This window comes from Barnesiella sp., assembly GCF_022723415.1.
Classification (GTDB): domain Bacteria; phylum Bacteroidota; class Bacteroidia; order Bacteroidales; family Barnesiellaceae; genus Barnesiella; species Barnesiella intestinihominis.
In genome coordinates this window covers 1-24,548 of record NZ_JAIJHU010000030.1, presented here as the reverse complement: position 1 = coordinate 24,548, position 24,548 = coordinate 1, and the positions used below count along the sequence as shown (strand labels likewise).

Below are 24,548 nucleotides of genomic sequence, written 5' to 3'. Positions count from 1 at the left end.
ATTGCTCCTAATCTTTGTATCATCAAATTAAAACAATGTCTAACTAATAATTTTTGAATGTTATGAAAAAGCTAATGATTCTTACAACAATTCTAATGGCTCTTGGTATTTCTACGGCTTGCGCCGATAACGACAAACCCATTGCTGTTACCCAATTACCTCAAAAAGCACAGCTGTTCATCAAGACACATTTCCCGAAAGAGAAAGTCGCTTTGGCAAAACTCGAACGGGATTTTCTGGAAACCCGTTATGAAGTTGTTTTCACCAATGGTTCCAAAGTCGAATTTTTAAAAGACGGTGAATGGAAAGAAGTTGAATGTAAATATTCGACAGTGCCAACAGCTATCATTCCTGCACAAATTGCAAGCTATGTATCCCAAAACTATCCAGATACACAAATTGTACAAATCGATAGGGACAAAAGAGATTATGAAGTGAAACTTACGAATCGATTAGAGCTTACATTCGATTTAAATTTCAACCTAATCGACATAGATGACTAATACGTTAGTCTCAACCGATTTTAACTTACCCACCTTATTAAAATAAGGTGGGTAAGTTTCTTAAATACCTCAAATAAAACTCTACTGCCTAAAAAAATACCGTTGGAGAGTTCCTCTCCAACGGTATTAAAAACAAACTATACTTATATACTTATTTGATAATATCCAAGTGCTTGAAACACTTTTCGATTTTTTCAAGAGCCACATCTACTTGTGCTCGTGTATGCGTAGCCATCAGAGAAAATCTTATCAACGTATCCTTAGGCGCAACAGCCGGAGAAACAACCGGATTGACAAAAATACCCTCATCAAACAAATCGCGAGTTACCCGGAATGTTTTCTCATTATCACGAATAAACAACGGAATAATAGGCGTACATGTATTCCCTATCTCACAACCTATACGTCTGAATCCTTCCAAAGCATAATTCGTCACGTCCCACAAGTTGGCTATACGTTCCGGTTCACTCTCCATAATATCCAAAGCAGCACCCACCGCCGCAGTCGAAGCCGGTGTAATACTTGCACTGAAAATATAGGAACGAGAGTTATGACGTAAATAATTTGCCGTTACCTTATCCGTAGCGATAAAACCGCCCAACGAAGCGAATGATTTACTGAATGTACCCATAATGAGATCCACATCATCGGTCACACCAAAATGGTCGCATGTTCCACGTCCGTCTCGTCCGAAAACACCTATACCATGTGCTTCATCGACCATCACCGCTGCATTATACTGCTTAGCCAGACGTACGATCTCAGGAAGATTGGCCACATCGCCTTCCATAGAAAACACGCCATCGGTCACTATCAATTTCACCTTATCAGGATTGCAATTACGCAACTGGTCCTCCAACGATTGCATATCGTTATGGCGATATTTCACCGGAGTAGAGAAAGACAAACGGCGACCTTCGATTATCGAAGCATGATCGAGTTCGTCCCATAAAATATAGTCTCCGCGTCCAGTGACACAAGAGACTACCCCCAAATTGACTTGAAATCCAGTTGAATAAATAATGGCTTCTTCTTTCCCTACGAACTTAGCCAACCGATGTTCCAACTCCTCATGAATGTCCAATGTTCCATTCAAGAATCGGGAACCGGCACAACCCGTACCATATTTACGGATAGCGGCAATAGCAGCCTCTTTAATTTTTGGGTGATTGGTAAGACCTAAATAACTGTTCGAACCGAACATTAAAACTTTTTTGCCGTTGATTAAGACCTCGGTGTCCTGATCGCTTTCTATTTTACGAAAATAGGGATAAACACCAAGGGCTTTGGCCTTCTGCGGAGCATCATACTTCGACAGTTTTTCTTGCATCAATTTCATAGTTTATGCTGAATGTGTATTTGTTATAAACTATCTGCACTATTTCTAGTCACGATATACCTTGAAAATGCAGGTTGCAAAGATAACATAAATATCCGAAAGGAAATCATTTTTCACTTAAAAAAGTATCTATCGAAACGAATTTTTCTTACAGATGCAAACTTTTTATCACCTTCTTTTTTAAGAATAAATCTTAGCTTCACAAACAGAAAATTTTTATACCATTAAAAATCAGATTTATAAAATGAGATGAAATCGCAAGGAGCAATCCTTTTGTAATAAAATCTACTTCTTATTACCAAGAATTTGAAAAAAATTGCGAAATTTGCCGATTGTAAACTCAAAAGACAGAGAACAATATGAAATTCTCAGCACGACAAATAGCAGAATTCCTGCATGGAGAGTTGGTTGGAAATCCCTCGGTAGAAGTCAATAACCTGTCTAAAATTGAAGAAGGAACACCCGGTACTCTCTCTTTCCTTGCCAATCCCAAATACACGCACTATATATACCAAACTCACGCCAGCATAGTTCTGGTACATAAAGACTTTGAGCCGGAGCATCCTATCGAAGCCACTCTTATCAAAGTCGATGACCCATATGCCTGTTTAGCGATGCTTCTCAATTTGGTAAATGAAGCGACTATCGCCAAACGTGGTATTGAACAACCCAACTATGTCTCCTCGTCGGTCACACTCCCCGACGATATCTATTTAGGAGCGTTCGCCTATATCGGAGAGCGAGTAAAAATAGGTAAAAACGTAAAAATCTATCCTCAAACCTATATCGGGAATGATGTAGTTATCGGCGATAACGTTACCATTTTTGCAGGAGTAAAAATCTATCACAGCTGTGTCATCGGCAACAATTGTATTCTACATGCAGGAACCGTTATCGGAGCCGACGGATTCGGATTCGCACCCCAAGCCAACGGGGAATATGCGAAAATCGCTCAAATAGGAAACGTCGTACTCGAAGACAACGTCGAGATCGGAGCCAATACAACAATAGACCGAGCTACAATGGGTTCTACGATTATCAAAAAAGGTGTGAAACTCGACAACCTGATACAAATCGCACATAACGTCGAAGTAGGAGAACACACGGTTATTGCGGCCCAAGCGGGAATTGCCGGTTCGGCAAAAGTCGGCAGCCACGCTATGATAGGCGGTCAAGTAGGAGTCGCCGGGCATATCAAACTGGGAGACCGAATTCAAGTCGGAGCCCAATCGGGTATACCCAATCATGTCGAGAACGACGCTGTAATCATGGGATACCCTGCTGTTCCTTCCAAAGAATTTGCCAGACAAGTCGTTTATGTAAAACGGCTTCCCGAACTTACCCGTACGGTGAAAGCTCTCGAAAGGGAGATAGAAGCATTAAAAGAACAATTGAAAAATAAATAAACTATAATATCGATGAAACAAAAGACTCTAAAAAACAGCTTTTCGGTCAGCGGTAAAGGATTACATACCGGATTGAATATTACGGCCACGTTCCTACCGGCCCCCGAAAATCACGGATACAAAATACAACGCGTCGACCTCGAAGGACAACCGGTCATCGAGGCATTAGCCGAAAACGTAGTAGAAACAAGCAGAGGAACGGTCATAGCCGACGGAGATGTAAGAATAAGCACGATCGAGCATGCGATGGCTGCTTTGTATGCAGCAGAAATAGACAACTGTCTCATTCAGGTAAATGCACCCGAAATGCCCATTCTCGATGGCAGTGCCGCTGTTTACGCCGAAGAAATAGAGCGCTGTGGACTCGAAGAACAAAATGCCGAACGGGAATATTATCTTATCAAATCAAAAATCGAAATCCACGACGAAGAAACCGGTTCTTCAATCGTAGTATTACCAGACGATGAGTTTAGTATCAACACGCTCATCTCATTCGACTCTCCTATCTTGAACAATCAATTCGCCAGTCTCGACGACCTGCACGATTTCAAAAAAGAAATTGCCGGGGCTCGCACATTCGTTTTCGTACGAGAAGTAGAACCGCTGGTAAAAAATAATCTCATCAAAGGAGGAGATTTGGACAATGCAATCGTTATCTACGATCAAAAAACCTCACAAACCGAACTCGACAGGCTTGCCGACCTTTTAAACGTTCCTCACAAACACGTCGATGAATTGGGGTACATCAACAACAAACCGCTCGAATTCGAGAACGAACCGGCCCGTCATAAACTCCTCGACATTTTAGGGGATATAGCACTGGTTGGTAAACCCATAAAAGGTCGTATCATCGCCACTCGACCCGGGCATAAAATCAACAATCAATTCGCTCGGCTCATTCGCAAAGAAGTCCGTCGCCAAGACATTCAATGTCCCGCCTACAATCCCAATAAAGAGCCGCTTATGGACGTCAATCGTATCCGTCAGTTGCTCCCCCACCGCTATCCCTTCCTATTGGTCGATAAAATTATCGAAATGGGGACACGCCACATCGTGGGTATAAAGAACGTTTCGGGTAACGAACCTTTCTTTCAAGGGCATTTCCCTGCCGAACCCGTTATGCCGGGTGTTCTTTTGGTCGAAGCTATGGCTCAAACCGGAGGTTTGCTGGTATTAAGCACCGTCGACGAACCGGAACGCTATTCGACCTATTTCATGAAAATAGACAATGTCAAATTCCGCCAGAAAGTCGTACCGGGAGATACCGTCATATTCCACTTATCACTGATGACCGAAGTGCGTCGGGGATGCGCCTATATGAAAGGATATGCTTTTGTAGGCGAGCGCATTGTCACTGAGGCCGAATTCATGGCACAGATTATCAAGAATAAATAAATCTAAAAAGCAAATAAATGAAACAACCGTTAGCATACGTTCATCCCGACGCAAAGATTGCGAATAACGTAGTAATCGAACCATTCGTAACCATAGACAAAAATGTAATCATCGGCGAAGGAACACAAATAGGTTCCAACGTTACTATTCTGGAAGGTGCGCGTATTGGCAAAAACTGCAAAATATTCCCGGGAGCGGTTATCTCGGCGATTCCTCAGGACTTGAAATTTCAAGGAGAAGACACGACCGTGGAAATAGGCGACAATACGACACTGCGCGAATGTGTCACCGTAAACCGGGGAACCGCAGCCAAAGGAAAAACCATAGTGGGAAGCAACTGTTTGATTATGGCTTACTCACACATCGCTCACGACTGCGTTGTCGGAGATAACGTCATTATATCCAACGCTACGCAAGTGGCCGGAGAAGTAATTATCGACAACTACGCTGTGATTGGCGGCGGGAGCCTCATTCATCAGTTCAGCCACATCGGCGCACATGTGATGGTACAAGGAGGTTCTCTCATCAACAAAGATATACCGCCCTACATCAAAGCCGGCCGCAATCCCATATCCTACGCCGGAATAAACTCCATCGGGCTCCGTCGGCGCAATTTCAGCAACGAAACCATTTGCAATATCCAAGAAATCTATCGTTACTTATATCTATCCGACATGAATAATAGCGACGCGATAGAACGTATCGAGGCAGAACTACCCGCAACCAAAGAACGGGACGAAATCGTATTGTTCGTCCGCAATTCAAAACGGGGTATCATTAAAGGATATCTATAATAATATCTACCAATTTATATCAGAGGTGAAAGGGCCGATACGTGATGTACCGGCTCTTTCTTATTTTCTCCATGTTAAAAGCTCAACCTCAATCCCAATCCTCCGGTTTCGGGAACAACCATACTCAATTCATACGATGTAGTCTGTTGTATAAGCCCGTTACTTATATTATAATGTAAGTTATGTTTGCGATTTGTTAAAAAAGTTCCCAAACTCATACATACTATAATATATAATTTTATTGCATTATTTTAAATAAAATATTTTAGAATTAGAATCTATTAAATATATTTGCAATTATATTATTAATGGAATTTCCGAAAACCATTAAAAGAGTAGGAAAAACAAAACAAGCAATGTTATGAAAAAAATTTTCTTAGTGGCAGCTATGGCAGCCGTAGTACTGACTAGTGTAAACGCACAAAACAAGTACAAACCCGAAAACATGAGTTTCTCGACAGAATTGAACTACTCGCCCGGCGGAGCTACTACTGACGGACAATTTTCATTACCCGACTACGGCGCCAAAGTTCGTTTGCATTTAAACGAAAAAATGGCTGTTCGCTTGAAACTGGGATTAAACACATCTACCGATAAAGATGTCACCTATTACGAAAGCCCGACAGACCAAAAAGAGTACGAAAGAAACAGCAAAGAATCTATCACTACATTTTCGATTATGCCCGGTTTTGAGTATCACTTCACCAAATACGAAAGAATCTCTCCATATGTTGGCGGTGAAATTGGCCTATTGACTTCTACCGCTAAAACAAAAACCGACAACACCGAAAACGACGATAAAACAGAGACCAAACGTCCCGGTCTGGGATTTGGCGTAAATGTATTTACCGGTGTAGATGTTTATCTGTGCAAAGGCCTGTATTTAGGATTCGAACTCGGATTGGGTTACGACTCTATGAACTACAAAAGAGGAACTACCACAACTGTCTCAGGGTCGACGACCACCGAAACAGACGGTACTACTTCTAATTTACAAAGCAGATTCGGATTCCATGCGACTCCGTCGTTACGCGTCGGCTGGAATTTCTAATATACGAAATGAGTTAACCCCTCCGTTACTACGTGCCACCTCCTCTATATTTTGTTTGACAACAAAACACAGAGGAGGAGGGTGAGATGTATCCCCCCTTCTCCTCTGCCGTGTCCCGTAGCATTACGGGGTGCTGCGAATGGTATAGGGGAGACACCGAAGAAACGATAGTTTCTGAGGAGAGGGGTTAGAAATATAAAAAGACACCCCTCTAATTTCCCATCATACACGAGGCATATCAGAAAGATATGCCTCGTCCTTTTTTTGAGGACTAAATGCAAACCTCAAATAACAACGACCTTTTATACTTATCCGCAAGTTATTCCCTGAATATCGATTATAATCATGAAATTTTATAGCCTTTATTTGGCAGGAGAAAGATTTTTAGTACTTTTACATACCGAAAAAAAGAACCTAATTACAAAAAAATTATGATATATAAATTCAGAATTGTTTCAGACGAAGTCGACAATTTCAAACGGGAAATATGCATCGATTCCGATGCTTCTTTTCTCGAACTGCACGATGCCATACTCGATTCTGTCGGCTTTTCTAAGGATCAAATGACCTCATTCTTCATTTGTGATGACGATTGGGAGAAAAAAACAGAAATTACCCTGATGGACATGGGGAAAGATTCTGACGAAGATACGTGGATCATGGCGTCTACAAAACTAAGCGACCTCATCGAAGACGAAGGCCAACGATTAGTTTTTGTATTCGATTACATGACCGACCGCATGTTTTTTATGGAATTGAAAGAGATCGAACCGGGAAAAGATTTAGAGACTCCGGTCTGCACACGTAAGGAAGGCAATCCTCCCCAACAAACGATGGATTTCGAAGAACTAGAAAAAAAGAATGCCGCGAATAATTCTTCCGACTTCGATGAAACCTTTTACGGAGATGAAACCTTCGATCCCTCGGAACTCGACGAAGAAGGATTTGCCGATCTGAATATGGACGACGAATACAACAATATGTAACAAAAAACGACAATTCAATAAAAACGAGGAGAATACGGTATTCGTATTCTCCTCGTTTTTTATTCTACAATCGTAACGGTGACACGACGAGCACCTCCGCCGTTACGGAACTCACACAAATAGATACCCTGCCACGTACCCAAATCAAGGGCTCGGCCTCTTATCGGAATAGTCAAAGAAGCTCCCAATAAAGATGCTTTGATATGTGCCGACATATCGTCGTCTCCTTCGTATATATGTTTAAAATAAGAAGCCCCATCAGGCACGATTCGGTCGAAGAAGGCTGCAAAGTCCAAACGGACGTCGGGATCGGCATTCTCATTGATTGTCAATGCAGCCGAAGTATGCTTGATAAAAAGGTTCAGCAAGCCGTTTTCCGGCAACTGAGGGAGACGAGACAAAAGCTCTTGGGTTATCAAATGATACCCTCTCCCGTAATGCGGTAATCTTATCTCCATTATCTTAACCATCGCTTCATAATTTAATTATTCTACAAATATAATCGACTCAGTGGAAAATCAGCAGGGAATTTATAAATCACTATCGAAGATATATTTTAAATCTCCGCCTCTGTGTTTTGTTGTCAAACAAAATAAGGGGAGGGGTCCGTAGGACGGAGGGGTTAAACACTTATGACGAATAGATTAAACTCTACAAAATCCTATGACAGCATTCCCGACTTCTCATCGAAGTGACTGAAACGTGGTTATTGCCAAAAAATTCATCGTTGAAATTTAGGACTCCCTCACAGATTTTCTACTGAACCATTATAATCATATTCCGACAATAAAACAATCCACACCGAAACTTGTTATATCCATATAAATAAAAATACCCCACATAACAAAGCCTAATTTAATTTTAAAAACTATATGGATATAATCATTCATTTTTTCCGCAGCTATCCCGAGATGGCGATTTTTCTCACTCTGGGTATCGGTTTTTGGATAGGAAGTCTCAAATACAAAAACTTCTCTTTGGGAACCGTCACTTCGGTTTTATTAGTAGGTGTATTGGTAGGACAAATGAACATCGATATTCCCGGTCCACTCAAATCGGTATTTTTCCTGCTATTCCTATTTGCTATCGGATATAGCGTAGGTCCTCAATTTTTCCAATCCTTACGCAGCGACGGAATCCATCAAGTTATATTCGCTTGTATATTTGGCATTGTCTGTATAGGCTCTACCTACTTAATTGCCAAAATCATGGGTTATAATGCAGGTATGACCATAGGTCTGTTTGCCGGAGCACAAACCATATCGGCAGCCATCGGAGTTGGAACAGACACCATCGGTACTCTTGGAATTTCAGCAGAAAAACAACAAGAATGGTTGAATATCATACCGGTTTGCTATGCCGTCACTTACATTTTCGGAACCATAGGCTCGGCTTACATCTTAGGTACACTCGGTCCTCGGTTACTCGGTGGACTCGAAAAAGTAAAAAACGATACCCGGGCACTTGAAAAAGAACTGAAACAAGACAACGAAGAAAACGATCCGGCACTCATGAATGCCAACCGACCGGTTGTATTCAGGGCCTACAAAATAGAATCGGACTGGTTCAAAACTCCACAAACGGTAAAAGAAATAGAAAAACATATTAAGGAGATGGGAAGAAGAGTCTTCGTCGAACGTGTCCGAATCGATGGAGAAGTCCTCGACATAACCCCAAAAACAGTTCTTAAACAAGGCGATGAAGTGGTTTTAAGCGGACGACGGGAAACCATCATAGAAGACGAAAGCTGGATAGGGCCGGAGATTTTCGATCCAGAACTATTGGACTTCCCCGTGGAAGATATTTTCGTACTACTTACCAACAAAGAACTTCATAAAAAAACAGTTCGTCATCTCCGTTCGTTACCCTGTATGCACGGAATCATTATCAAACAGATAAAGCGTTCGGGCGTAGAAATACCGGTCTATCCGAAAACTGTATTGTATAAAGGCGACACACTGGAAATCGTAGGGCTAAAACGAGAAATAAGCGAAACAGCCCCCACCTTAGGATATGTCGACCGGCCTACCAATAAAACCGATATGATATTCGTAGGTCTCGGTATCCTCATCGGCGGTATCATTGGAGCTCTAACCATTCATTTAGGTGGTGTTCCTATCAGTTTGAGTACAAGTGGCGGAGCTCTACTCTCTGGATTATTCTTCGGTTGGTTACGAACCAAACACCCGACCTTCGGACGAGTTCCCGAACCAGCAGTTTGGATATTCAATAACTTAGGTTTGAATATGTTCATCGCTGTTATAGGAATAACCGCAGGCCCCACGTTCCTATCCGGAATCCGTGAAGCAGGTTTCATGCTATTCATTGCCGGAGTTTTAGCCACTACAATACCGTTATTATTAGGATTGCTTATCGGTGCGAAAGTATTCAAATTCCGACCAGCTATAAATTTAGGCTGCTGCGCGGGAGCCCGTACCACAACTGCGGCGTTGGGAGCTATCCAAGAAAGTCTTGGAAGCACGTTACCGGCTATGGGATACACGGTAACTTATGCTATCGGTAATACTCTGCTCATTTTAGGGGGCGTCGTCTTAGTCCTTCTCTCTGCATAAACAAAAGACATATATATAAACAAATACTCGTAACAATTATGAAAAGTCAAGAAAAACTGCCTCGTGCCATGGCCGATTACGGCAAAAGATTCGAACAAGGACTGGAACAGATGAGTCCCTTCGAAATAAAAAACGATCTAATTTCCTATGCCAAAGAGTGCGACCAGAAAGCCGTCTGCCAATTCTTAAATGCAGGTCGTGGAAATCCTAATTGGATAAACACAGTAGCTAGGGAGGCTTTTTTCCTCTTAGGTACTTTTGCTGTCGAAGAAGCAAAACTCACATTTGAACTTCCCGAAGAAGGTATCGCCGGAATGCCTCAAAAAGAAGAAATAGCCAAACGGTTTGAAAATTTTCTCAAACATCACGAAAAAACACCGGCTGCACATTTGTTGAACGAAAGTGTTCAGTTTCTCACGAAAGAAGGCATAAATGCCGATGATCTGATTCATGAATGGGTCGATGGCATCATAGGCGACCAATATCCCGACCCAGACCGTATACTCAAATACACCGAATTGATCGTTGAAAAGTATTTAATACAAGAAATGTGCGACCGACAAACACCTCCCGACCACTACGATCTTTTCGCGACAGAAGGTGGAACCGCTGCTATGTGCTATCTTTTCAATTCGCTGAAAGCAAATAAACTGTTATCACAAGGTGACCGCATAGCTCTCATGACTCCTATCTTTACGCCTTATATCGAAATTCCCCAACTAAAAGAATTTAATTTCGACGTAGTCAATATACAAGCCTCTCAACTGACAAAAGAAGGCTATCATACTTGGCAATATCCCGAAAATGAATTAGATAAGCTAAAAGACCCTTCTATAAAACTGCTCTGTTTGGTCAACCCGAGCAATCCTCCCTCATACAGTTTAGATGAAGCGACCCACAAGAGAATAATAAAAATCGTACGGGAAAACAATCCCAACCTCATGATTATAACCGACGATGTATATGGTACATTCGTGCCCCATTTCCGTTCTCTTATGTATGAACTGCCCTATAACACGGCTTGTGTATATTCTTTCTCAAAATATTTCGGGGCCACCGGTTGGAGATTAGCGACTATCGCTATTGCCCGCCACAACGTATTCGACGCTCAAATAGCGCTTCTTCCCGAAAAACAACGAAAAGAACTACACGACAGATACGATAGTATCAACCTCAATCCCGACAAGATTTTATTTATCGATCGATTGGTCGCCGACAGTAGGTTGGTAGCACTTAACCACACGGCAGGGTTATCCACACCTCAACAAATACAAATGTCACTCTTCGCTCTCTTCTCTCTTTGCGATATGCAAGACAGATACAAAAACAAATTGCAGAAGATGATAACCAATAGACTGACGGCCATGTGGGAAAAGACCGGGTTCAAATTACTTCCCGATAGCTTGCGGGCCGGGTACTATTCCGAAATCGATATTATGGTATGGGCAACCCAATTATATGGAAAAGACTTTGCCGAGTATCTCGAAAAAAATTACGAACCACTCGACTTTGTCATTAGATTAGCCAAAGAAGCCGGTGTAGTCGTTCTGAACGGTGATGGATTCGATGGACCTCGATGGTCTATACGAGTATCGTTAGCAAATCTCGATGAAATGAATTATCGAAAAATCGGGACAATTATCGGACATACACTGGAAGAATATGCCCAGAAATGGAAAAATGAAACGGCCAAAAAAGAACCCGTTATTTACTAATTAATTTAGATGTAAAAGCCGGAATTTAACCCACCAGCAAAAACGTTTCAGCCAGGAGGTTGATTCCGGCTTAAAATGAACAGTTACATCACAACTTTCTCGACTAAAAAACAGAATGTATGATGAAGAAACCAACGCCATGTGATATTCGAATTTCTCTATACCGTATATATTACGCAACAAAATGGTACGAAACGGATTATCTTCACTCATCTGGCCGAATGTCATAGACACATCGTCGACGGTAATACCGTATGAATCGCCGCAAATAGATACAAATTCATCGATATTCAACTCGGAAAAATTTCGCGGAGGTTTTGAATATTTCTTATACAAAGCCCTTATTATATATTTAGAAATCATAGCACTATAAAAATATCTACCAAAGCTCTTTTAATCTACGGAATAAATATAAGCAGGAATAAGAATACACCCTAATTATCATTTAATTTTTTTCTATGAATTAATATGCACAAACAATCATTCATAAATATTAACCTATAAACTGTAAATAAAAATAACTTTCTACATTACAAGTAATTATAAAAACATATCGTCTAGAATTTCTCATTTTTCCTATATTTGATTTACTCTTTCCCGAAGGCATTGTATATCATAACTTCCCGGTGATTGATACAAACGCAACCCAAACTCGGCTGTCACGGCTATGGTATGGTCGATCAAATCTGCTACAACGGCCTCATACATCTTCCATGTTTTCTCCGCAGAGAACAAGTAAAGTTCTACTGGCAGTCCTCGCTCCGCCATAGGCAGATAACGTACCATATAAAGCATATCGGGATTGGATTTTCCCATTTGACGTATATAGTTTTCCAAATAAACTCTGAACAACATACTATTCGTAACCCTAAGTTCCTCTGCCAAAAAAGAATTTCCAGAGTTACAAGCCTGTTGAATAGAGTGTAACCGCTGAACAACGAACTCACCGATCAAAAAATGATCCTTAAATCGAAGTAAATCCTCTTCACGGAGAAAAGAAATACTATTTATATCCAAAAGTATCTGCCGGGAGATACGACGCCCCCCTCCTTCAAACATACTTCGCCAATTGGTAAAAGAGCCTGTCACCAAAGCGTATGGCGGAATAGTGGTCGTCGTATTATCAAAATTCAAAACTTTTACTGTATTGAGAGTCACATCTTGTACGATACCGTTAGCATTATATGCCGGAGCCGTTATCCAATCTCCTTTATGTAACATATTATTTGCCGAAAGCTGTATTCCGGCTACAAACCCCAATATCGTATCCCTAAAAATCAGCATGAGAATCGCAGCAGATGCACCCAATCCGGCAAACAAACGAGCAGGAGATTGATCTATAATTGTTCCTATTATGCTGATAAAACCAATTGAAAATAAGATAACCTGTATGGTCTGCACACCGCCTTTTATGGGATAATGGCGTAAGTTTTCCTTTTCATTAAAAATATCGAGAAATGCATTCAGCACACCATTCAAGAATCGAAGAATAAGAGCTATGATATAAACCTTGCATATACGATCGGTAAGTATATACCAACTACTCTCTATATCAAACGCCGAAGGCAAAAATGCATATAGAATAAAAGCGGGAGCCAATGCAGCCAGCCTCGACACCACCTTCTTGTCATATAAATGATCGTCCCATTCAAATTTTGTACGGCGAATGATTGGAAGTAGCAATCTATTTATTAGCAACTTACAAAGCGCATCGCACAAAATGGCTATCAAAACGATCAAGATTACATAAACCACATTATGCCCTGCTTCCGTATTGGCAGAAAATAGATCGGCAACATCGTGCAATATCTTCTCTATTGATTCCAACATACCCATATCGTCATTCTGCAACTGGTTGAGACTCTATTTTCTTTTCTTTTTTTCCGAAAGAAAATCGATAACCTACCGTATAAGTAAATCCAAACGGAGAACTGTCCGTTCCAAATCCCGGTATATACCACGGTTGAGAATAAGTATTCTTTTTATGGCTGAACATCAATCGATAACGAACAGTCCACCCCATATAAAAATTTTTATACACTTGCACCCGAAGCCCTCCCAACAACTCACCCCAGTGAGCCCATGATTTCTGTCCGGTAATTTGTAGTTTTTCAGATTCTCCCCAATAAGGTGACTCTACTAAAATATTATCTATATCATACGTAAAAAAAGAAAAGCCATACCGAATACCGATATAGAAAAAACTCATTGCAGTTTTATTATATCCGAAATTGTAGTTCATTCCTACACGGTTATAAAGAGAAGCTTTATTCCTGTATGTAAAGTTCAATCCCTCGGGAGTATTATCGGCATGTCCAATCCCGATTTCCCATACTGGAAAAAAACGATTATGCAAATCCAATTCTGCCGCTATTTCATAATTGCCATAACTTTGTCCGAATAGATTTGCGATCCCATCAAGAATGTTGACATTTACGGAGAGACCATTAAACAAGGGATAAAGATACCCCTTTATTTCTGGCTCTTCCGGCTCCGCAACAACACTATCCGTTTGCACCGGTACAATTTCTTTTTTCGCTGTTGGATCGACAGGCGTTACCCGTCGTTGCGCAACCGACGCAAAGATTACCCCTAAAAACAATATGAAAATTTTACTCCTCATCTGGGGTCTGGGTTTGAACTGTATAAAAAATCCGTATACTCTCCACATTTTTATTCGTGATCTCCGGGACTGTCACAGAAACAGAGTCAAGTATATTACGTGTATACCGACACGTATCGATAACAAAATTATACATCGCCCCGCAATCAATCGACACGAAATAGGGATACGACCGATAAACAAATGTGAGCGTATCGTTATAACGAGGAGACGAAAGACCTTGCTGTTCGTAATGAATGACATATTGCGTCGAGTCTTGTGTAAACCGCAACGGAAGATAAACTTGTGTTACGGCAACCGCCGAATCGAGTAACATAGAATCGGTTGGCTGTCCTATACCGAAAATTGAAATGGAATCGACAGACAAAGCCGTCTCTTGTGCATCATAAGAATAAAATTGAGCCAAAGGAATACTACTACGATTATCCACACAACCGTTACTGCCACAGTTACTTAAAACTAAGCAACATACACATAAAAATAGAACTCCTTCGATAAAACTCAAAAGTCTTCCCATCTCACCACATCATTAAATGGTTTTCTTTTTCTCTCCGTCTCCACACCCTCGGCAGGATAGCCCAACGGCAAAAGAACCATAGGTTCCCATAAATCGGGCAAATTCAAAATCTTTTTACATCGCTGCACGTCAAAATTACAGACCCAACAAGAACCTAACCCTTGTTCGGCAGCAGCCAAAACTAAATGTTCGGTTGCTATCGCTATATCGACATCACAAAAATCCTTATTATCGGACAAACGCTTCCACGACGTACTATGGTCTCCGCAAACAACTATACACATCGGAGCCGATGCGAACCATTCACGTGGATAACAATCGTACAAAGCTTTTAGCTTTTCCGGGTCACGAACCACGACAAAAGCCCACGGTTGAAAATTCACAGCCGACGGAGCCAGTCTCGCCACCTCCAAAATATATTCGAGTTTAGCCCGCTCGACCTTCAAAGACTTAAAAGATCGCACCGAACCCCTAGCCTTCGCCAGTGTAAGCAAATCGGAACATTCGTTTCCTTTCAAACCGCTCATAAATTCAAGACTTACGTTAATTACTTAAATTCGGTTTCTATCTGATAATTATTTCTTTCACTCGAATTTCGAGAAATAAGTTCTCCCAAAAAACCGGCAAGAAACAATTGAGTACCCAAAATCATAGCTGTCAACGCCAAATAGAAATAAGGAGAATCGGTTACCAGCCGATACGGTAAACCATTATATAAACAATATAACTTATTCGCCCCCACAACAATGACAGAAATAAGTCCTAAAAAGAACATCAAACTACCCAACAGCCCGAAAAAATGCATAGGTTTTACCCCGAAACGAGAAAAAAACCATAGCGTAATTAAATCGAGATACCCGTTTACAAAACGATCCAATCCGAATTTTGTCTTACCGTATTTACGAGCCTGATGATGGACAGCCTTCTCCCCAATCTTATTATATCCGGCATTCTTAGCCAAGTAAGGAATATAACGATGCATATCGCCATAAACCTCTATATTTTTTATCACCTCTTTTTTATACGCTTTCAGCCCGCAATTAAAATCGTGCAGATTTTTTATGCCAGACACTTTACGAGCTGTCGCATTGAATAATTTAGTGGGTATAGTCTTGGATAACGGATCGTAACGCTTTTTCTTCCAGCCCGAAACGAGGTCATACCCTTCGACCGCAATCATACGATACAATTCGGGGATTTCATCGGGGCTGTCTTGCAAATCGGCATCCATAGTAATAACGACATCGCCTTCGGCTCTTTGAAATCCGGTATAAAGCGCCGGAGATTTGCCATAGTTCCGCCGGAATTTCACCCCCTTAACACGAGAATTTTTTTCTCGCAACGACTCAATCACTTGCCAAGAGTCATCGGTACTCCCATCGTTAATAAACCAAATTTCATACGAGAACTTGTTTTCCTCCATTACCCGCTCGATCCACGCAGTCAATTCAGGAAGTGACTCCGCCTCATTATATAAAGGGACTATTACCGAAATATCCATATTCCTATTTCTTTGTTTTACTTGACTTAAACCAAACAGAAACGAGCCATGCCATTACTGCCGACAATAAAGAACCGAAAAATACATTCACCCACATTTGTTGAATAACGACTGCCATAGGAGACGGAATATTCCCCTGTTCCAAACCGGTTTTTACAGCCTCCAACAATGAAGGGTCACTTGTCATATTTAATGATTCCAACAAAGTTACAGCAGCCGAAAGCTGAGATTTTATATATTCTGGATTGATATAAACATAATAAATATACTGTGCCAAACCACTGATAAGCGAGGCAAAAAAGAAAAGCAAAATACCCATCATCCACAATTGAGAGAAGTAGCTGCCTCCTTCATTTTGATTACTGAACCTACGCATCATGAAGAAAACTACCAACGGGACGAATAGCAACATTATAGTAGAAACGACATTACAAAAAGGATAATTCAAACTCAACACAGCAAATATAAATTTCACCACGAAATAGAGCCCCATATAGGCTCCCGCCTCCATAGCGAATTGAACGATTCCCTTTTGTGTATTATTCTTCTCCATCAAAATATCGTTTTCCAATGTACATATAGGCTACAAAGGTATCACTTTTGCGGCAATATTTATGTGGGAAAAAGCCAAAAATAGAGATAATATCGACAATATATATCGAAAAGAAAGAGTGCCAAACAATAAGAAAACCTAAAACAAATAAAAGACTTGGCTGTTCCATTGTTTCTGATTACCTTTGAACCCCTTTTTATTAAAGCAGCATGAATAAACGATATGTAATGATTTTCACCGCTATATGCGGTTCTATTTTCTCTTTGCTGGCCGATATGCCCCGAGACTATTATCCCAACTCTCTGGAAGGGAAAAACGGCGCTGAACTAAAAACAGAGCTACATAATCTTCTGAAAAACCATACCCGGCTTCCCTATGGGTCTCGCGATTACAACCAAATAGCATGTACATGGACAGTCTTTAAAAAAAGCGATGTCCGTCCCAACAAAAAAGTATGGGATATGTATTCCAACAACTCTTATAACTTTTCGAACGGAGCAGGAGCAACGAAAGGCATGAACATCGAGCACAGCGTACCCAAAAGTTGGTGGGGAGATGCTTACGATGAAACAGCCACTCCTCTTACCCGATTTAAATACGACGGTTCCTACGATTTACACCACCTAACGCCTTCCGATGCCGCTGCCAACACGGCTAAAAGCAATTATCCATTGGGAGAGGTCGATTCTCCTTTGTTCGACAATGGTGTTACCAAAGTGGGAACCGGACAAGCCAACGGTAGAGCGACCAACCTGTTCGAGCCCGCAGACGAATACAAAGGCGACTTCGCCCGCATGTATTTATACTTCGTGACCTGCTATCAAGACTATTCATGGAAGTCTTCTGCCCTATCCATGTTCGCTCAAAACAGTTACCCCACACTGAATGCCTATGGACAGTCCCTATTACTGAAATGGCATCGACAAGACCCTGTCAGTCAAAAAGAAATAGACCGCAACAACGCCGTATACAGTTTTCAAGGAAACAGAAATCCTTTCATAGACTATCCCAATATGGTAGAGTATATCTGGGGCGACTCGACAAATTATGAATTCAGTTTTTCGGGACAATCCACCTCCGCCCCAAGTATCAGCATATCGAACGACAAAATTGAATTCGGATACATCGGAACCGAAACATCGAAAGATAAAGAGATATACATCAAAGGGAAAAATCTGACAACAGATATTACAGCAAAACTATTGAATAACGATTCGGGAGATTTTTCTTTGGGAATGTCCAATCTGCCGGCTCATGAATTAAACACGACCGGAATCAATCTCGCCATAACCTTTTCTCCCCGGTCGATCGGGACTCGCAATGTGACACTCCGATTATCGAGCGACGAATTATCTGCCCCCGTAGACATAACCATTTCTGGAACTGTACTCTTGTCCGATGCCTCCTATTTGAGAATCATCGACATAAAATCGACCTACAAGAAAAGCGACGAACCAGTGCGCCTGATGCTAAACATGAACTTGGATACACAATGGACTGTGGACGGAAAACCGGCTACACATCTCACTCCTTCCGAATTGTCCGCAGGGCTTCACACAATACAATTCACGACTATTTACGGAACAGGGAAAATGCGTGTACAAATCATAGAATAAAAATTACTATCAATCATGAATGCAGCTAAATATATCCGTTATATCCTAACAATCGCAACAGCCCTCCTTTTCTTTTCGGCCTGTAAAGACGATAAGAACGAGAGTCAACCAACCGACTTTATTTTACGGGTAAACGAGTCGGTATCTATCAAGCTACCCAACTCGACAAGTTATACCATAACGACCAATAACTCCGCAATTTCTTATGAATTGTCGGGAAAAATACTCACAGTGACAGCTATTAAAGAAGGGAAAGTGACTCTAACCGTTATCCTCGACTCAGGAGAAAGCCACAACTACTCGTTTACCATTTCGGCAAACTCTTATCAAATGGGTTTTACTATCGACTCCACGCCCCGAATAGAATCATGGATATCCGGCTCGACCGTCAAAACGGAAGAAACGGCAGGACTCCAAGTGAGCTGCGAGCCCGGCATGGATATAACTGGCTCTCCGACCGACAAATCGGTACGCTCCTATGGATTTACTTATGTCGAAACAGGGAAACTTTTACGATTTTCTGCACAAGGCGATTTTTCCCAAAAAGGGATTTTGAACAACGGAATCATGGCTACCCGTGACAATGACAATACACCCATACAATACGAGGCTTGCACGGTTTCCATAGAAAAAGTAAACGATGCCGGGAAGATCTGGTTCACTTTACAATTTACCGACCGAAGCGACATTCGTATTGTTACAGAAATTTTCTAAAAATTTTCATAGCCAAGCACGCACATTAAAAACGGGATAAAATTTGAAAATTTATCCCGTTTTTAATTACATGGGATGCAAAATACAAACTGATAGAATTCATTCGATAACTGCCGATTTGCCTCTTTAATGACAAATAACTATCTTCGCCCCACAAACTCATACCGGAAAACACCCGATCTATGGACGAAAAGGACAAAAAAATAGCACGACTCGAAGAGCTGCTACAATCTATCAAAGATAATATCGACGAAACCGAATCTGTATTGGATTCATTATCCAATAGTGAATTGCAAGCCGAAAACGACAATGATTTACCGGACGACGAATTTGATCGTTTACTCGACGAGTTTATTCAAAGTCAATTATCAGAAGAGGAGACGGAAGATGAAGAAGAAAGCGATAATTCCCCGTCTAATACCAGCCATCATATCATCTTTAAAAATACTTTTTTCTCCATATGCGACACAAAAGAACAAATACCCAGAGATTCACTACGCACACAATTCAGTGTTGATGAAGGAGAATATCTATTCATTTCGACAGAATGCATAGGACAAAACGAATCTGCTACAATAGATGCTTGGGACGAAACTTTTTTAACAGAACTAATTGCCCCCGATGGAAGCTCCTACATAGAAACTCAAATTTCCATGCCGATCGACACCGAAAACTACGCCAGTCCATCGGCATATTTCGCTCTTCCTGAAAGAGAAAACAGAGAAGGCTCATGGATTTACTGCCTATCCCGACTCTCCGACAAAGAAGAATATACAACCAAAAGCGCGACTTTTATATCTTTGCCCCAGAAATACGACGAATGTTTCGAAGTAAACAACTATCTATTGTTCAAAAACGAAAGCATCGCTCCCGACCCAGACCGTCCTATCATCTCCTACACAAGTATAAACCCGAGTATACATAGCAACTATTATATCGGATTCTGCGGGATAAGCAAACTAAAAGACACGGACAAATCGTATGAATATGAAATAAAAATCCGTGCACAAACCGGATTAACCAAATACGAAACAGTCGGAACTTTCATTTCACAAGACGACGAAGAAAGAAACCGGCTATGGACATTCCAAGAACCCGTCGACTTCTCGGATTATGAAAACGGAGAATATGCCGTCGAGATCTATTTCTTAGGAGAAAAAGTATTGAATGCCCCGTTTCGCATTGGGAACGAAGAAGAAGGAGAATATAATCTATTCAACATACAGACACGCCCCCCGATCGGAGAAAAAAAAGAGATAGACCCGACAAAAGAAAAAGATGCCATGAACTCTTTACAAGAGATGATCGGGCTAAACAATCTGAAACAGAGCATTGCCGAACATCTCAACTATGTAAAACTATTGGCCGCACGCAAAAGAGCCGGGTTAAAAGCCTCGATACCACCCCTTCACATGGTCTTTACTGGAAACCCGGGAACAGGGAAAACAACCGTTGCCGATTTCATCGGTGAGATTTTCCACAAAATGGGGTTACTCGAAAAAGGTCACGTCATACGTACCGACCGGAGCAAATTGGTTGGCAAATGGTTGGGAGAGACCGAACAAAAAACCGAAGCTGCCATCGAAGCAGCCAAAGGAGGGGTCCTTTTCATAGACGAGGCTTACAGTCTGTTTACCAATGACAAAGATGGAGACAAACGCGACTTCGGAAACAGAGTCATAGAAACATTATTACCGAAACTGTCGGACGACAACTTCGGGACAATCGTTATTCTCGCCGGATATCCAGCAGAAATGAAACTGCTTTTGGAATCGAACTCCGGCTTGCAATCCCGATTTCCTTTTACATTTCACTTCGAAGATTATTCACCCGAAGAATTATTGGAGATAGCCGACCTCACCATACAACGCGAAGGGTACGAAATAACCGACTCTGCTCGTCAAACGCTATTAGAACTGATAAAAAAAGACCATCGAAACAGAGACCGCCATTTCGGGAACGCCCGCTATGTCAACAGACTTATCTCTTCGAAAATACTTCCGGCCATGGCCACTCGTTTGGCTCAAAGCGGAATATACGATTCGGGGAATCCCGACAAACGGTCGCTCGTCACCATCGAACAAGAAGATATACCAGATAACACCGATGAAAAAATAATCATATCTTCGGAGGAATTCGATGAACGAACCATAGATGAATGCTTAGCCCGACTCGACAGAATGATCGGATTATCCAATGTAAAAGCCGCAATCCATAACTTTGTAAAGATCGCCCGGTTATTACACGAGAACGAAAAAAATTTCTTTGGGGAAATCCCTTTGAAATGGAGCTTCGCAGGAAATACAGGAACCGGGAAAAGCACAGTCGCTGAAATTATGTCCGACTTACTGAAAGCCATGAACATACTCGGCAACGGACAATTTATAGAAATAAAAGGAGAACAGCTCTACAATGTCCCCGACTATAAAGTGGACGAAGTTCTACAAGATGCCATGAAAAAGTCACGACAGGGACTTTTATTCATCGATGGCGACTCTCCGAAATTCAAAAATGCATACAACACATTTGATAGCGAACAACTACGAATCAAGTTGGCAGGATACACCTCTGCCATGCCCGGAGCTCATGCTCTCATCATTGCCGAGAACCGGGCTCCCCGGCAAGATTTGGTAGAACAGTTAATTGATAACGGCGCTCACGAAGTCGACCACACTTTAATTTTCGAAGACTATACCTCGGAAGAGTTATTCGAAATCCTGAAACAAATGCTATCGGACAAAGATTTCTCTTTTGAACAAAAAGCAGAAAGTATCATGCAGCATTACATAGAATACCTTTGTTCCGACCAATATTCTTGTTATGCAAACGCCCGAACCATGAAAATCATATCGCGAACCATTATGCAAAACGCCTATCTCCGACTCGGTGAGGCGGGCATAAAATTTTCACGAAACAGAATCACACATGCCGATGTAGCTTGCTTTGAAATAGATGAAAGACAGACTCTTAGAAATAGAATCGGTTTTTGCTGAAAAGACCGCTAAACTATTTCATAGACGAAACCTTATCTTTGTATTGAGGATTCCGATCCAACCAGACTGTCGCATACCGGCATGTCGCAGCCGGAAGTAAGTCATGGTCAAGCGCATAGTCATAAGCAGCCTTCACCAAAGCGGCAGCGATACCCCGCCCTTCGATTTCCCGGGGGACAATCGTATGTTCTATATTCAAGCAACCATCGACAAGATCATACGACACGTATGCAGTTTTCCCGTCAGCGACAGTCTGAAACTGTTTTCTCGACAAATCATGCGTTATTTCCATAAGAAGAATTTTTTAATTGTACAAATATACATATCCGTTAAGATATGTAGCCAAAAGAAGCCACAAGAAATATGGCACAAATAACAGTGCCGCCGCTTTCTCTTTTCGATATGCCCTTGATATATAAATCCACACTAAAATATCGAGTAATAAAATATCTATCAATCCCAAAAACGGATTTCTAAATGCGAAAAATAATAAGCTCCATAAGAAATTAACGACTAACTGTATCCCCCATAACACCGACAAGGTTTTATTCGCATCCCTTTCTATCAAGCGCCCCAATGAAAGTCCCATACAAATATAAATGATACTCCATGCAATAGGAAAAGCTCCATTAGGCGGAGTAAGAGCCGGTTTATTCAGCAATGGATACCACTCAGAAATAGAATCAGACTGAAAATAACTGGCCGACAATCCCACTGCAAAACATAATAGTATAGGAAGGAGATAAAATGCGAATCTTTTCATAACCAAGACATTTAACAACAATAGTTGTAATTTAAACACATATAAATAATTAAAGTTCTTGGATATTCCAAAAGAAGAATGCCTAAAATCTAAAAATAAAAGGACACTCTAAAAAGAGTGTCCTTTGAGCCGATAGAGGGATTCGAACCCACGACCCCGAGATTACAAATCACGTGCTCTGGCCAACTGAGCTATATCGGCAGGTGGGTAAGCTATCTACATCGCGCCGCTACAACCGGCTACCCTTGCTGCGGTCAAACCCTGGGGGATTCACAGGGAGCTGGCCGTATAGGACTTACCCGGGCACAAAAGTAGATATTTTTTCTTAGATAACAATAGCATTCCACAAAAAAATGCACAAAATTTTCTATCTACTTAAAAACGAAAGAATTAAAAAAAACATATTTCACAATAAATTTTTTCTCCATAATTTTATAGAAGTCTCGGCCTGTATTGTTCCTAAAAAAATTTACATTTGTATCCTATAAATAATAGCCCATTCACAAAAAAGGAATCATGTTGCAAAAAATTAAAGAGCGTATACTTGCCGGAGGAGAAATTACCCCCGACGAAGCATTAGAATTAGCACAAAAAGCCATTCGTTCGGACCTATATGCTGCTGCCGACGAAATCCGTAAAAAATTCTGTAATAAAACGCTCGATACTTGCTCGATCATCAATGCCCGTTCTGGTCATTGTCCCGAAAACTGCAAATGGTGCGCCCAATCGGCCCATCATCACACCCAAATAGAAACATACGACGCTATACCCATACATGAAGCTATATCCATTGCCCGTTTAAACGAACAACAAGGAATAAAAAGATTGTCTTTGGTCACCAGTGGGAGAAGGATAAAAGCCTCGGAAATAGACTATTTCTGCGATATTTATCGAAAAATGGGAGAAGAAACCCACTTACACCTTTGCGCCTCTATGGGACTATTGAAACGAGAAGAATTAGAGAAACTGAAAGCCGCCGGAGTAAAACGTTATCACTGCAACTTAGAAACAGCCTCGTCCTATTTTTCCGAGCTATGTACCACACATACCATTGAACAAAAAAAAGAAACGATTCGGACAGCCCAAAAGTTAGGAATGGAAATCTGTTCCGGTGGAATCATCGGTATGGGAGAAAATATGAAACAACGTATCGAATTGGCTTTTGAACTAAAAGAATTAGGGGTCTGTTCTGTTCCCATGAATATATTGAATCCCATACCGGGAACACCTCTGGAACATATGCCCCCCATCAGCGACGAGGAGATTTTAGTTACAATCGCAATTTTCAGATTCATACTGCCACGGACGTTCATTCGATTTGCCGGAGGGCGGGCGAGGTTATCCAGAGAAACACAAAAGCAAGCACTATCGGCCGGAGTAAACGGACTATTGATGGGCGACATGCTCACAACGCTGGGATCGGGAGTAAACGAAGACAAATCATTAGCCCGAGAAGCGGGATACGATCCTCTATAATATAATAAAAAGCCTGTCGCATGCGACAGG

The 24,548-nt window shown here is 41.3% G+C and carries 23 protein-coding genes and 1 tRNA gene; 12 read left to right on the top strand and 12 right to left on the bottom strand.

Annotation, left to right across the window (positions count from 1 at the left end; translation table 11 throughout):
* The first annotated feature begins 62 nt into the window (after positions 1-62).
* The gene (locus tag QVD32_RS07580) at positions 63-503 is read left to right on the top strand and encodes a PepSY-like domain-containing protein (protein WP_008861658.1); all 441 of its coding nucleotides are present in this window, start codon (positions 63-65) and stop codon (positions 501-503) included.
* A gap of 151 nt (positions 504-654) precedes the next feature.
* Here QVD32_RS07580 and spt read toward each other — a convergent pair whose 3' ends face one another.
* A complete protein-coding gene (spt, locus tag QVD32_RS07575) occupies positions 655-1,842 on the bottom strand; it encodes a serine palmitoyltransferase (RefSeq protein ID WP_040296001.1) in 1,188 nt (395 codons plus the stop codon).
* Positions 1,843-2,201: 359 nt separating this feature from the next.
* Here spt and lpxD point away from each other — a divergent pair, with 359 nt between their 5' ends.
* From lpxD to QVD32_RS07550, 5 genes are all read left to right on the top strand, one after another.
* On the top strand, positions 2,202-3,248 hold the full coding sequence (gene lpxD, locus QVD32_RS07570; RefSeq protein ID WP_021892637.1) for a UDP-3-O-(3-hydroxymyristoyl)glucosamine N-acyltransferase: 1,047 nt from the start codon (positions 2,202-2,204) through the stop codon (positions 3,246-3,248).
* A gap of 12 nt (positions 3,249-3,260) precedes the next feature.
* Entirely contained in the window at positions 3,261-4,643 is a 1,383-nt protein-coding gene (locus QVD32_RS07565; protein ID WP_021892638.1) for a bifunctional UDP-3-O-[3-hydroxymyristoyl] N-acetylglucosamine deacetylase/3-hydroxyacyl-ACP dehydratase, read from the top strand.
* A 17-nt stretch (positions 4,644-4,660) separates the two neighbouring features.
* Positions 4,661-5,437 carry an acyl-ACP--UDP-N-acetylglucosamine O-acyltransferase gene (gene lpxA / locus QVD32_RS07560; RefSeq protein WP_021892639.1) on the top strand — a complete coding sequence of 259 codons (777 nt, stop codon included), beginning with the start codon at positions 4,661-4,663 and terminating at the stop codon, positions 5,435-5,437.
* Positions 5,438-5,798: 361 nt separating this feature from the next.
* A complete protein-coding gene (locus tag QVD32_RS07555) occupies positions 5,799-6,488 on the top strand; it encodes a BT1926 family outer membrane beta-barrel protein (RefSeq protein ID WP_021892640.1) in 690 nt (229 codons plus the stop codon).
* Positions 6,489-6,919: 431 nt separating this feature from the next.
* Positions 6,920-7,474 (top strand): IS1096 element passenger TnpR family protein, encoded by a 555-nt coding sequence (locus QVD32_RS07550; RefSeq protein ID WP_021892641.1) that lies wholly within the window; start codon positions 6,920-6,922, stop codon positions 7,472-7,474.
* A gap of 59 nt (positions 7,475-7,533) precedes the next feature.
* Here QVD32_RS07550 and QVD32_RS07545 read toward each other — a convergent pair whose 3' ends face one another.
* Positions 7,534-7,944 (bottom strand): secondary thiamine-phosphate synthase enzyme YjbQ, encoded by a 411-nt coding sequence (locus tag QVD32_RS07545; RefSeq protein ID WP_021892642.1) that lies wholly within the window; start codon positions 7,942-7,944, stop codon positions 7,534-7,536.
* Between the two features lie 402 nt (positions 7,945-8,346).
* Between QVD32_RS07545 and aspT the strand changes: the two genes are divergently transcribed.
* Both aspT and QVD32_RS07535 read left to right on the top strand, forming a co-directional pair.
* A complete protein-coding gene (aspT, locus tag QVD32_RS07540) occupies positions 8,347-10,047 on the top strand; it encodes an aspartate-alanine antiporter (protein ID WP_008861648.1) in 1,701 nt (566 codons plus the stop codon).
* A gap of 38 nt (positions 10,048-10,085) precedes the next feature.
* Positions 10,086-11,762, top strand: coding sequence for a bifunctional aspartate transaminase/aspartate 4-decarboxylase (locus tag QVD32_RS07535; RefSeq protein ID WP_021892643.1), 1,677 nt, complete (start codon positions 10,086-10,088; stop codon positions 11,760-11,762).
* Here the strand turns inward: QVD32_RS07535 and QVD32_RS07530 are convergent, their stop codons facing one another.
* The 7 genes from QVD32_RS07530 to QVD32_RS07500 all read right to left on the bottom strand — a co-directional run bounded on the left by QVD32_RS07530 (position 11,763) and on the right by QVD32_RS07500 (position 16,956).
* Entirely contained in the window at positions 11,763-12,125 is a 363-nt protein-coding gene (locus QVD32_RS07530) for a hypothetical protein (protein WP_008861646.1), read from the bottom strand.
* Between the two features lie 213 nt (positions 12,126-12,338).
* Positions 12,339-13,592: a mechanosensitive ion channel family protein gene (locus tag QVD32_RS07525; RefSeq protein ID WP_118687348.1), complete on the bottom strand. Its 1,254-nt coding sequence runs from the start codon at positions 13,590-13,592 to the stop codon at positions 12,339-12,341.
* Between the two features lie 10 nt (positions 13,593-13,602).
* The gene (locus QVD32_RS07520) at positions 13,603-14,385 is read right to left on the bottom strand and encodes a DUF6048 family protein (RefSeq protein ID WP_008861644.1); all 783 of its coding nucleotides are present in this window, start codon (positions 14,383-14,385) and stop codon (positions 13,603-13,605) included.
* Entirely contained in the window at positions 14,375-14,902 is a 528-nt protein-coding gene (locus QVD32_RS07515; protein WP_008861643.1) for a DUF6452 family protein, read from the bottom strand. Before QVD32_RS07515 ends, QVD32_RS07520 begins: the two co-directional genes overlap by 11 nt.
* Positions 14,887-15,429 (bottom strand): nitroreductase family protein, encoded by a 543-nt coding sequence (locus QVD32_RS07510; protein ID WP_008861642.1) that lies wholly within the window; start codon positions 15,427-15,429, stop codon positions 14,887-14,889. Before QVD32_RS07510 ends, QVD32_RS07515 begins: the two co-directional genes overlap by 16 nt.
* 20 nt (positions 15,430-15,449) lie before the next feature.
* Positions 15,450-16,403, bottom strand: a complete 954-nt coding sequence (locus QVD32_RS07505) for a glycosyltransferase family 2 protein (protein WP_008861641.1) — start codon at positions 16,401-16,403, stop codon at positions 15,450-15,452.
* Between the two features lie 4 nt (positions 16,404-16,407).
* Positions 16,408-16,956, bottom strand: a complete 549-nt coding sequence (locus tag QVD32_RS07500; protein ID WP_008861640.1) for a DUF4199 domain-containing protein — start codon at positions 16,954-16,956, stop codon at positions 16,408-16,410.
* 209 nt (positions 16,957-17,165) lie between these two features.
* On the opposite strand from QVD32_RS07500, the gene QVD32_RS07495 reads away from it, so the two are divergent.
* From QVD32_RS07495 to QVD32_RS07485, 3 genes are all read left to right on the top strand, one after another.
* Positions 17,166-18,572 (top strand): endonuclease I family protein, encoded by a 1,407-nt coding sequence (locus QVD32_RS07495; protein WP_083855846.1) that lies wholly within the window; start codon positions 17,166-17,168, stop codon positions 18,570-18,572.
* Between the two features lie 15 nt (positions 18,573-18,587).
* Positions 18,588-19,286 (top strand): hypothetical protein, encoded by a 699-nt coding sequence (locus tag QVD32_RS07490; protein WP_118687272.1) that lies wholly within the window; start codon positions 18,588-18,590, stop codon positions 19,284-19,286.
* Between the two features lie 182 nt (positions 19,287-19,468).
* Positions 19,469-22,279, top strand: coding sequence for an AAA family ATPase (locus QVD32_RS07485; RefSeq protein ID WP_118687273.1), 2,811 nt, complete (start codon positions 19,469-19,471; stop codon positions 22,277-22,279).
* 13 nt (positions 22,280-22,292) lie between these two features.
* Here QVD32_RS07485 and QVD32_RS07480 read toward each other — a convergent pair whose 3' ends face one another.
* From QVD32_RS07480 to QVD32_RS07470, 3 genes are all read right to left on the bottom strand, one after another.
* A complete protein-coding gene (locus QVD32_RS07480) occupies positions 22,293-22,571 on the bottom strand; it encodes a GNAT family N-acetyltransferase (protein ID WP_021892651.1) in 279 nt (92 codons plus the stop codon).
* 12 nt (positions 22,572-22,583) lie between these two features.
* On the bottom strand, positions 22,584-23,042 hold the full coding sequence (locus QVD32_RS07475; protein ID WP_118687274.1) for a TspO/MBR family protein: 459 nt from the start codon (positions 23,040-23,042) through the stop codon (positions 22,584-22,586).
* A 127-nt stretch (positions 23,043-23,169) separates the two neighbouring features.
* Positions 23,170-23,243, bottom strand: a tRNA-Thr gene (locus QVD32_RS07470).
* 315 nt (positions 23,244-23,558) lie between these two features.
* Here QVD32_RS07470 and bioB point away from each other — a divergent pair.
* Positions 23,559-24,518: a biotin synthase BioB gene (bioB, locus tag QVD32_RS07465; RefSeq protein WP_008861634.1), complete on the top strand. Its 960-nt coding sequence runs from the start codon at positions 23,559-23,561 to the stop codon at positions 24,516-24,518.
* Positions 24,519-24,548: the final 30 nt, after the last annotated feature.

Coding starts and splice junctions, on each gene's coding strand:
- QVD32_RS07530 (WP_008861646.1), bottom strand. CDS start 12,125: ATGATTTCTAAATATATAATAAGGGCTTTGTATAAGAAATATTCAAAA.
- QVD32_RS07505 (WP_008861641.1), bottom strand. CDS start 16,403: ATGGATATTTCGGTAATAGTCCCTTTATATAATGAGGCGGAGTCACTT.
- QVD32_RS07550 (WP_021892641.1), top strand. CDS start 6,920: ATGATATATAAATTCAGAATTGTTTCAGACGAAGTCGACAATTTCAAA.
- bioB (WP_008861634.1), top strand. CDS start 23,559: ATGTTGCAAAAAATTAAAGAGCGTATACTTGCCGGAGGAGAAATTACC.
- QVD32_RS07485 (WP_118687273.1), top strand. CDS start 19,469: ATGGACGAAAAGGACAAAAAAATAGCACGACTCGAAGAGCTGCTACAA.
- lpxD (WP_021892637.1), top strand. CDS start 2,202: ATGAAATTCTCAGCACGACAAATAGCAGAATTCCTGCATGGAGAGTTG.
- spt (WP_040296001.1), bottom strand. CDS start 1,842: ATGAAATTGATGCAAGAAAAACTGTCGAAGTATGATGCTCCGCAGAAG.
- QVD32_RS07565 (WP_021892638.1), top strand. CDS start 3,261: ATGAAACAAAAGACTCTAAAAAACAGCTTTTCGGTCAGCGGTAAAGGA.
- QVD32_RS07580 (WP_008861658.1), top strand. CDS start 63: ATGAAAAAGCTAATGATTCTTACAACAATTCTAATGGCTCTTGGTATT.
- QVD32_RS07535 (WP_021892643.1), top strand. CDS start 10,086: ATGAAAAGTCAAGAAAAACTGCCTCGTGCCATGGCCGATTACGGCAAA.
- lpxA (WP_021892639.1), top strand. CDS start 4,661: ATGAAACAACCGTTAGCATACGTTCATCCCGACGCAAAGATTGCGAAT.
- QVD32_RS07545 (WP_021892642.1), bottom strand. CDS start 7,944: ATGGTTAAGATAATGGAGATAAGATTACCGCATTACGGGAGAGGGTAT.
- QVD32_RS07480 (WP_021892651.1), bottom strand. CDS start 22,571: ATGGAAATAACGCATGATTTGTCGAGAAAACAGTTTCAGACTGTCGCT.
- QVD32_RS07490 (WP_118687272.1), top strand. CDS start 18,588: ATGAATGCAGCTAAATATATCCGTTATATCCTAACAATCGCAACAGCC.
- QVD32_RS07515 (WP_008861643.1), bottom strand. CDS start 14,902: ATGGGAAGACTTTTGAGTTTTATCGAAGGAGTTCTATTTTTATGTGTA.
- QVD32_RS07500 (WP_008861640.1), bottom strand. CDS start 16,956: ATGGAGAAGAATAATACACAAAAGGGAATCGTTCAATTCGCTATGGAG.
- QVD32_RS07525 (WP_118687348.1), bottom strand. CDS start 13,592: ATGTTGGAATCAATAGAGAAGATATTGCACGATGTTGCCGATCTATTT.
- QVD32_RS07475 (WP_118687274.1), bottom strand. CDS start 23,042: ATGAAAAGATTCGCATTTTATCTCCTTCCTATACTATTATGTTTTGCA.
- QVD32_RS07510 (WP_008861642.1), bottom strand. CDS start 15,429: ATGAGCGGTTTGAAAGGAAACGAATGTTCCGATTTGCTTACACTGGCG.
- QVD32_RS07520 (WP_008861644.1), bottom strand. CDS start 14,385: ATGAGGAGTAAAATTTTCATATTGTTTTTAGGGGTAATCTTTGCGTCG.
- aspT (WP_008861648.1), top strand. CDS start 8,347: ATGGATATAATCATTCATTTTTTCCGCAGCTATCCCGAGATGGCGATT.
- QVD32_RS07495 (WP_083855846.1), top strand. CDS start 17,166: ATGAATAAACGATATGTAATGATTTTCACCGCTATATGCGGTTCTATT.
- QVD32_RS07555 (WP_021892640.1), top strand. CDS start 5,799: ATGAAAAAAATTTTCTTAGTGGCAGCTATGGCAGCCGTAGTACTGACT.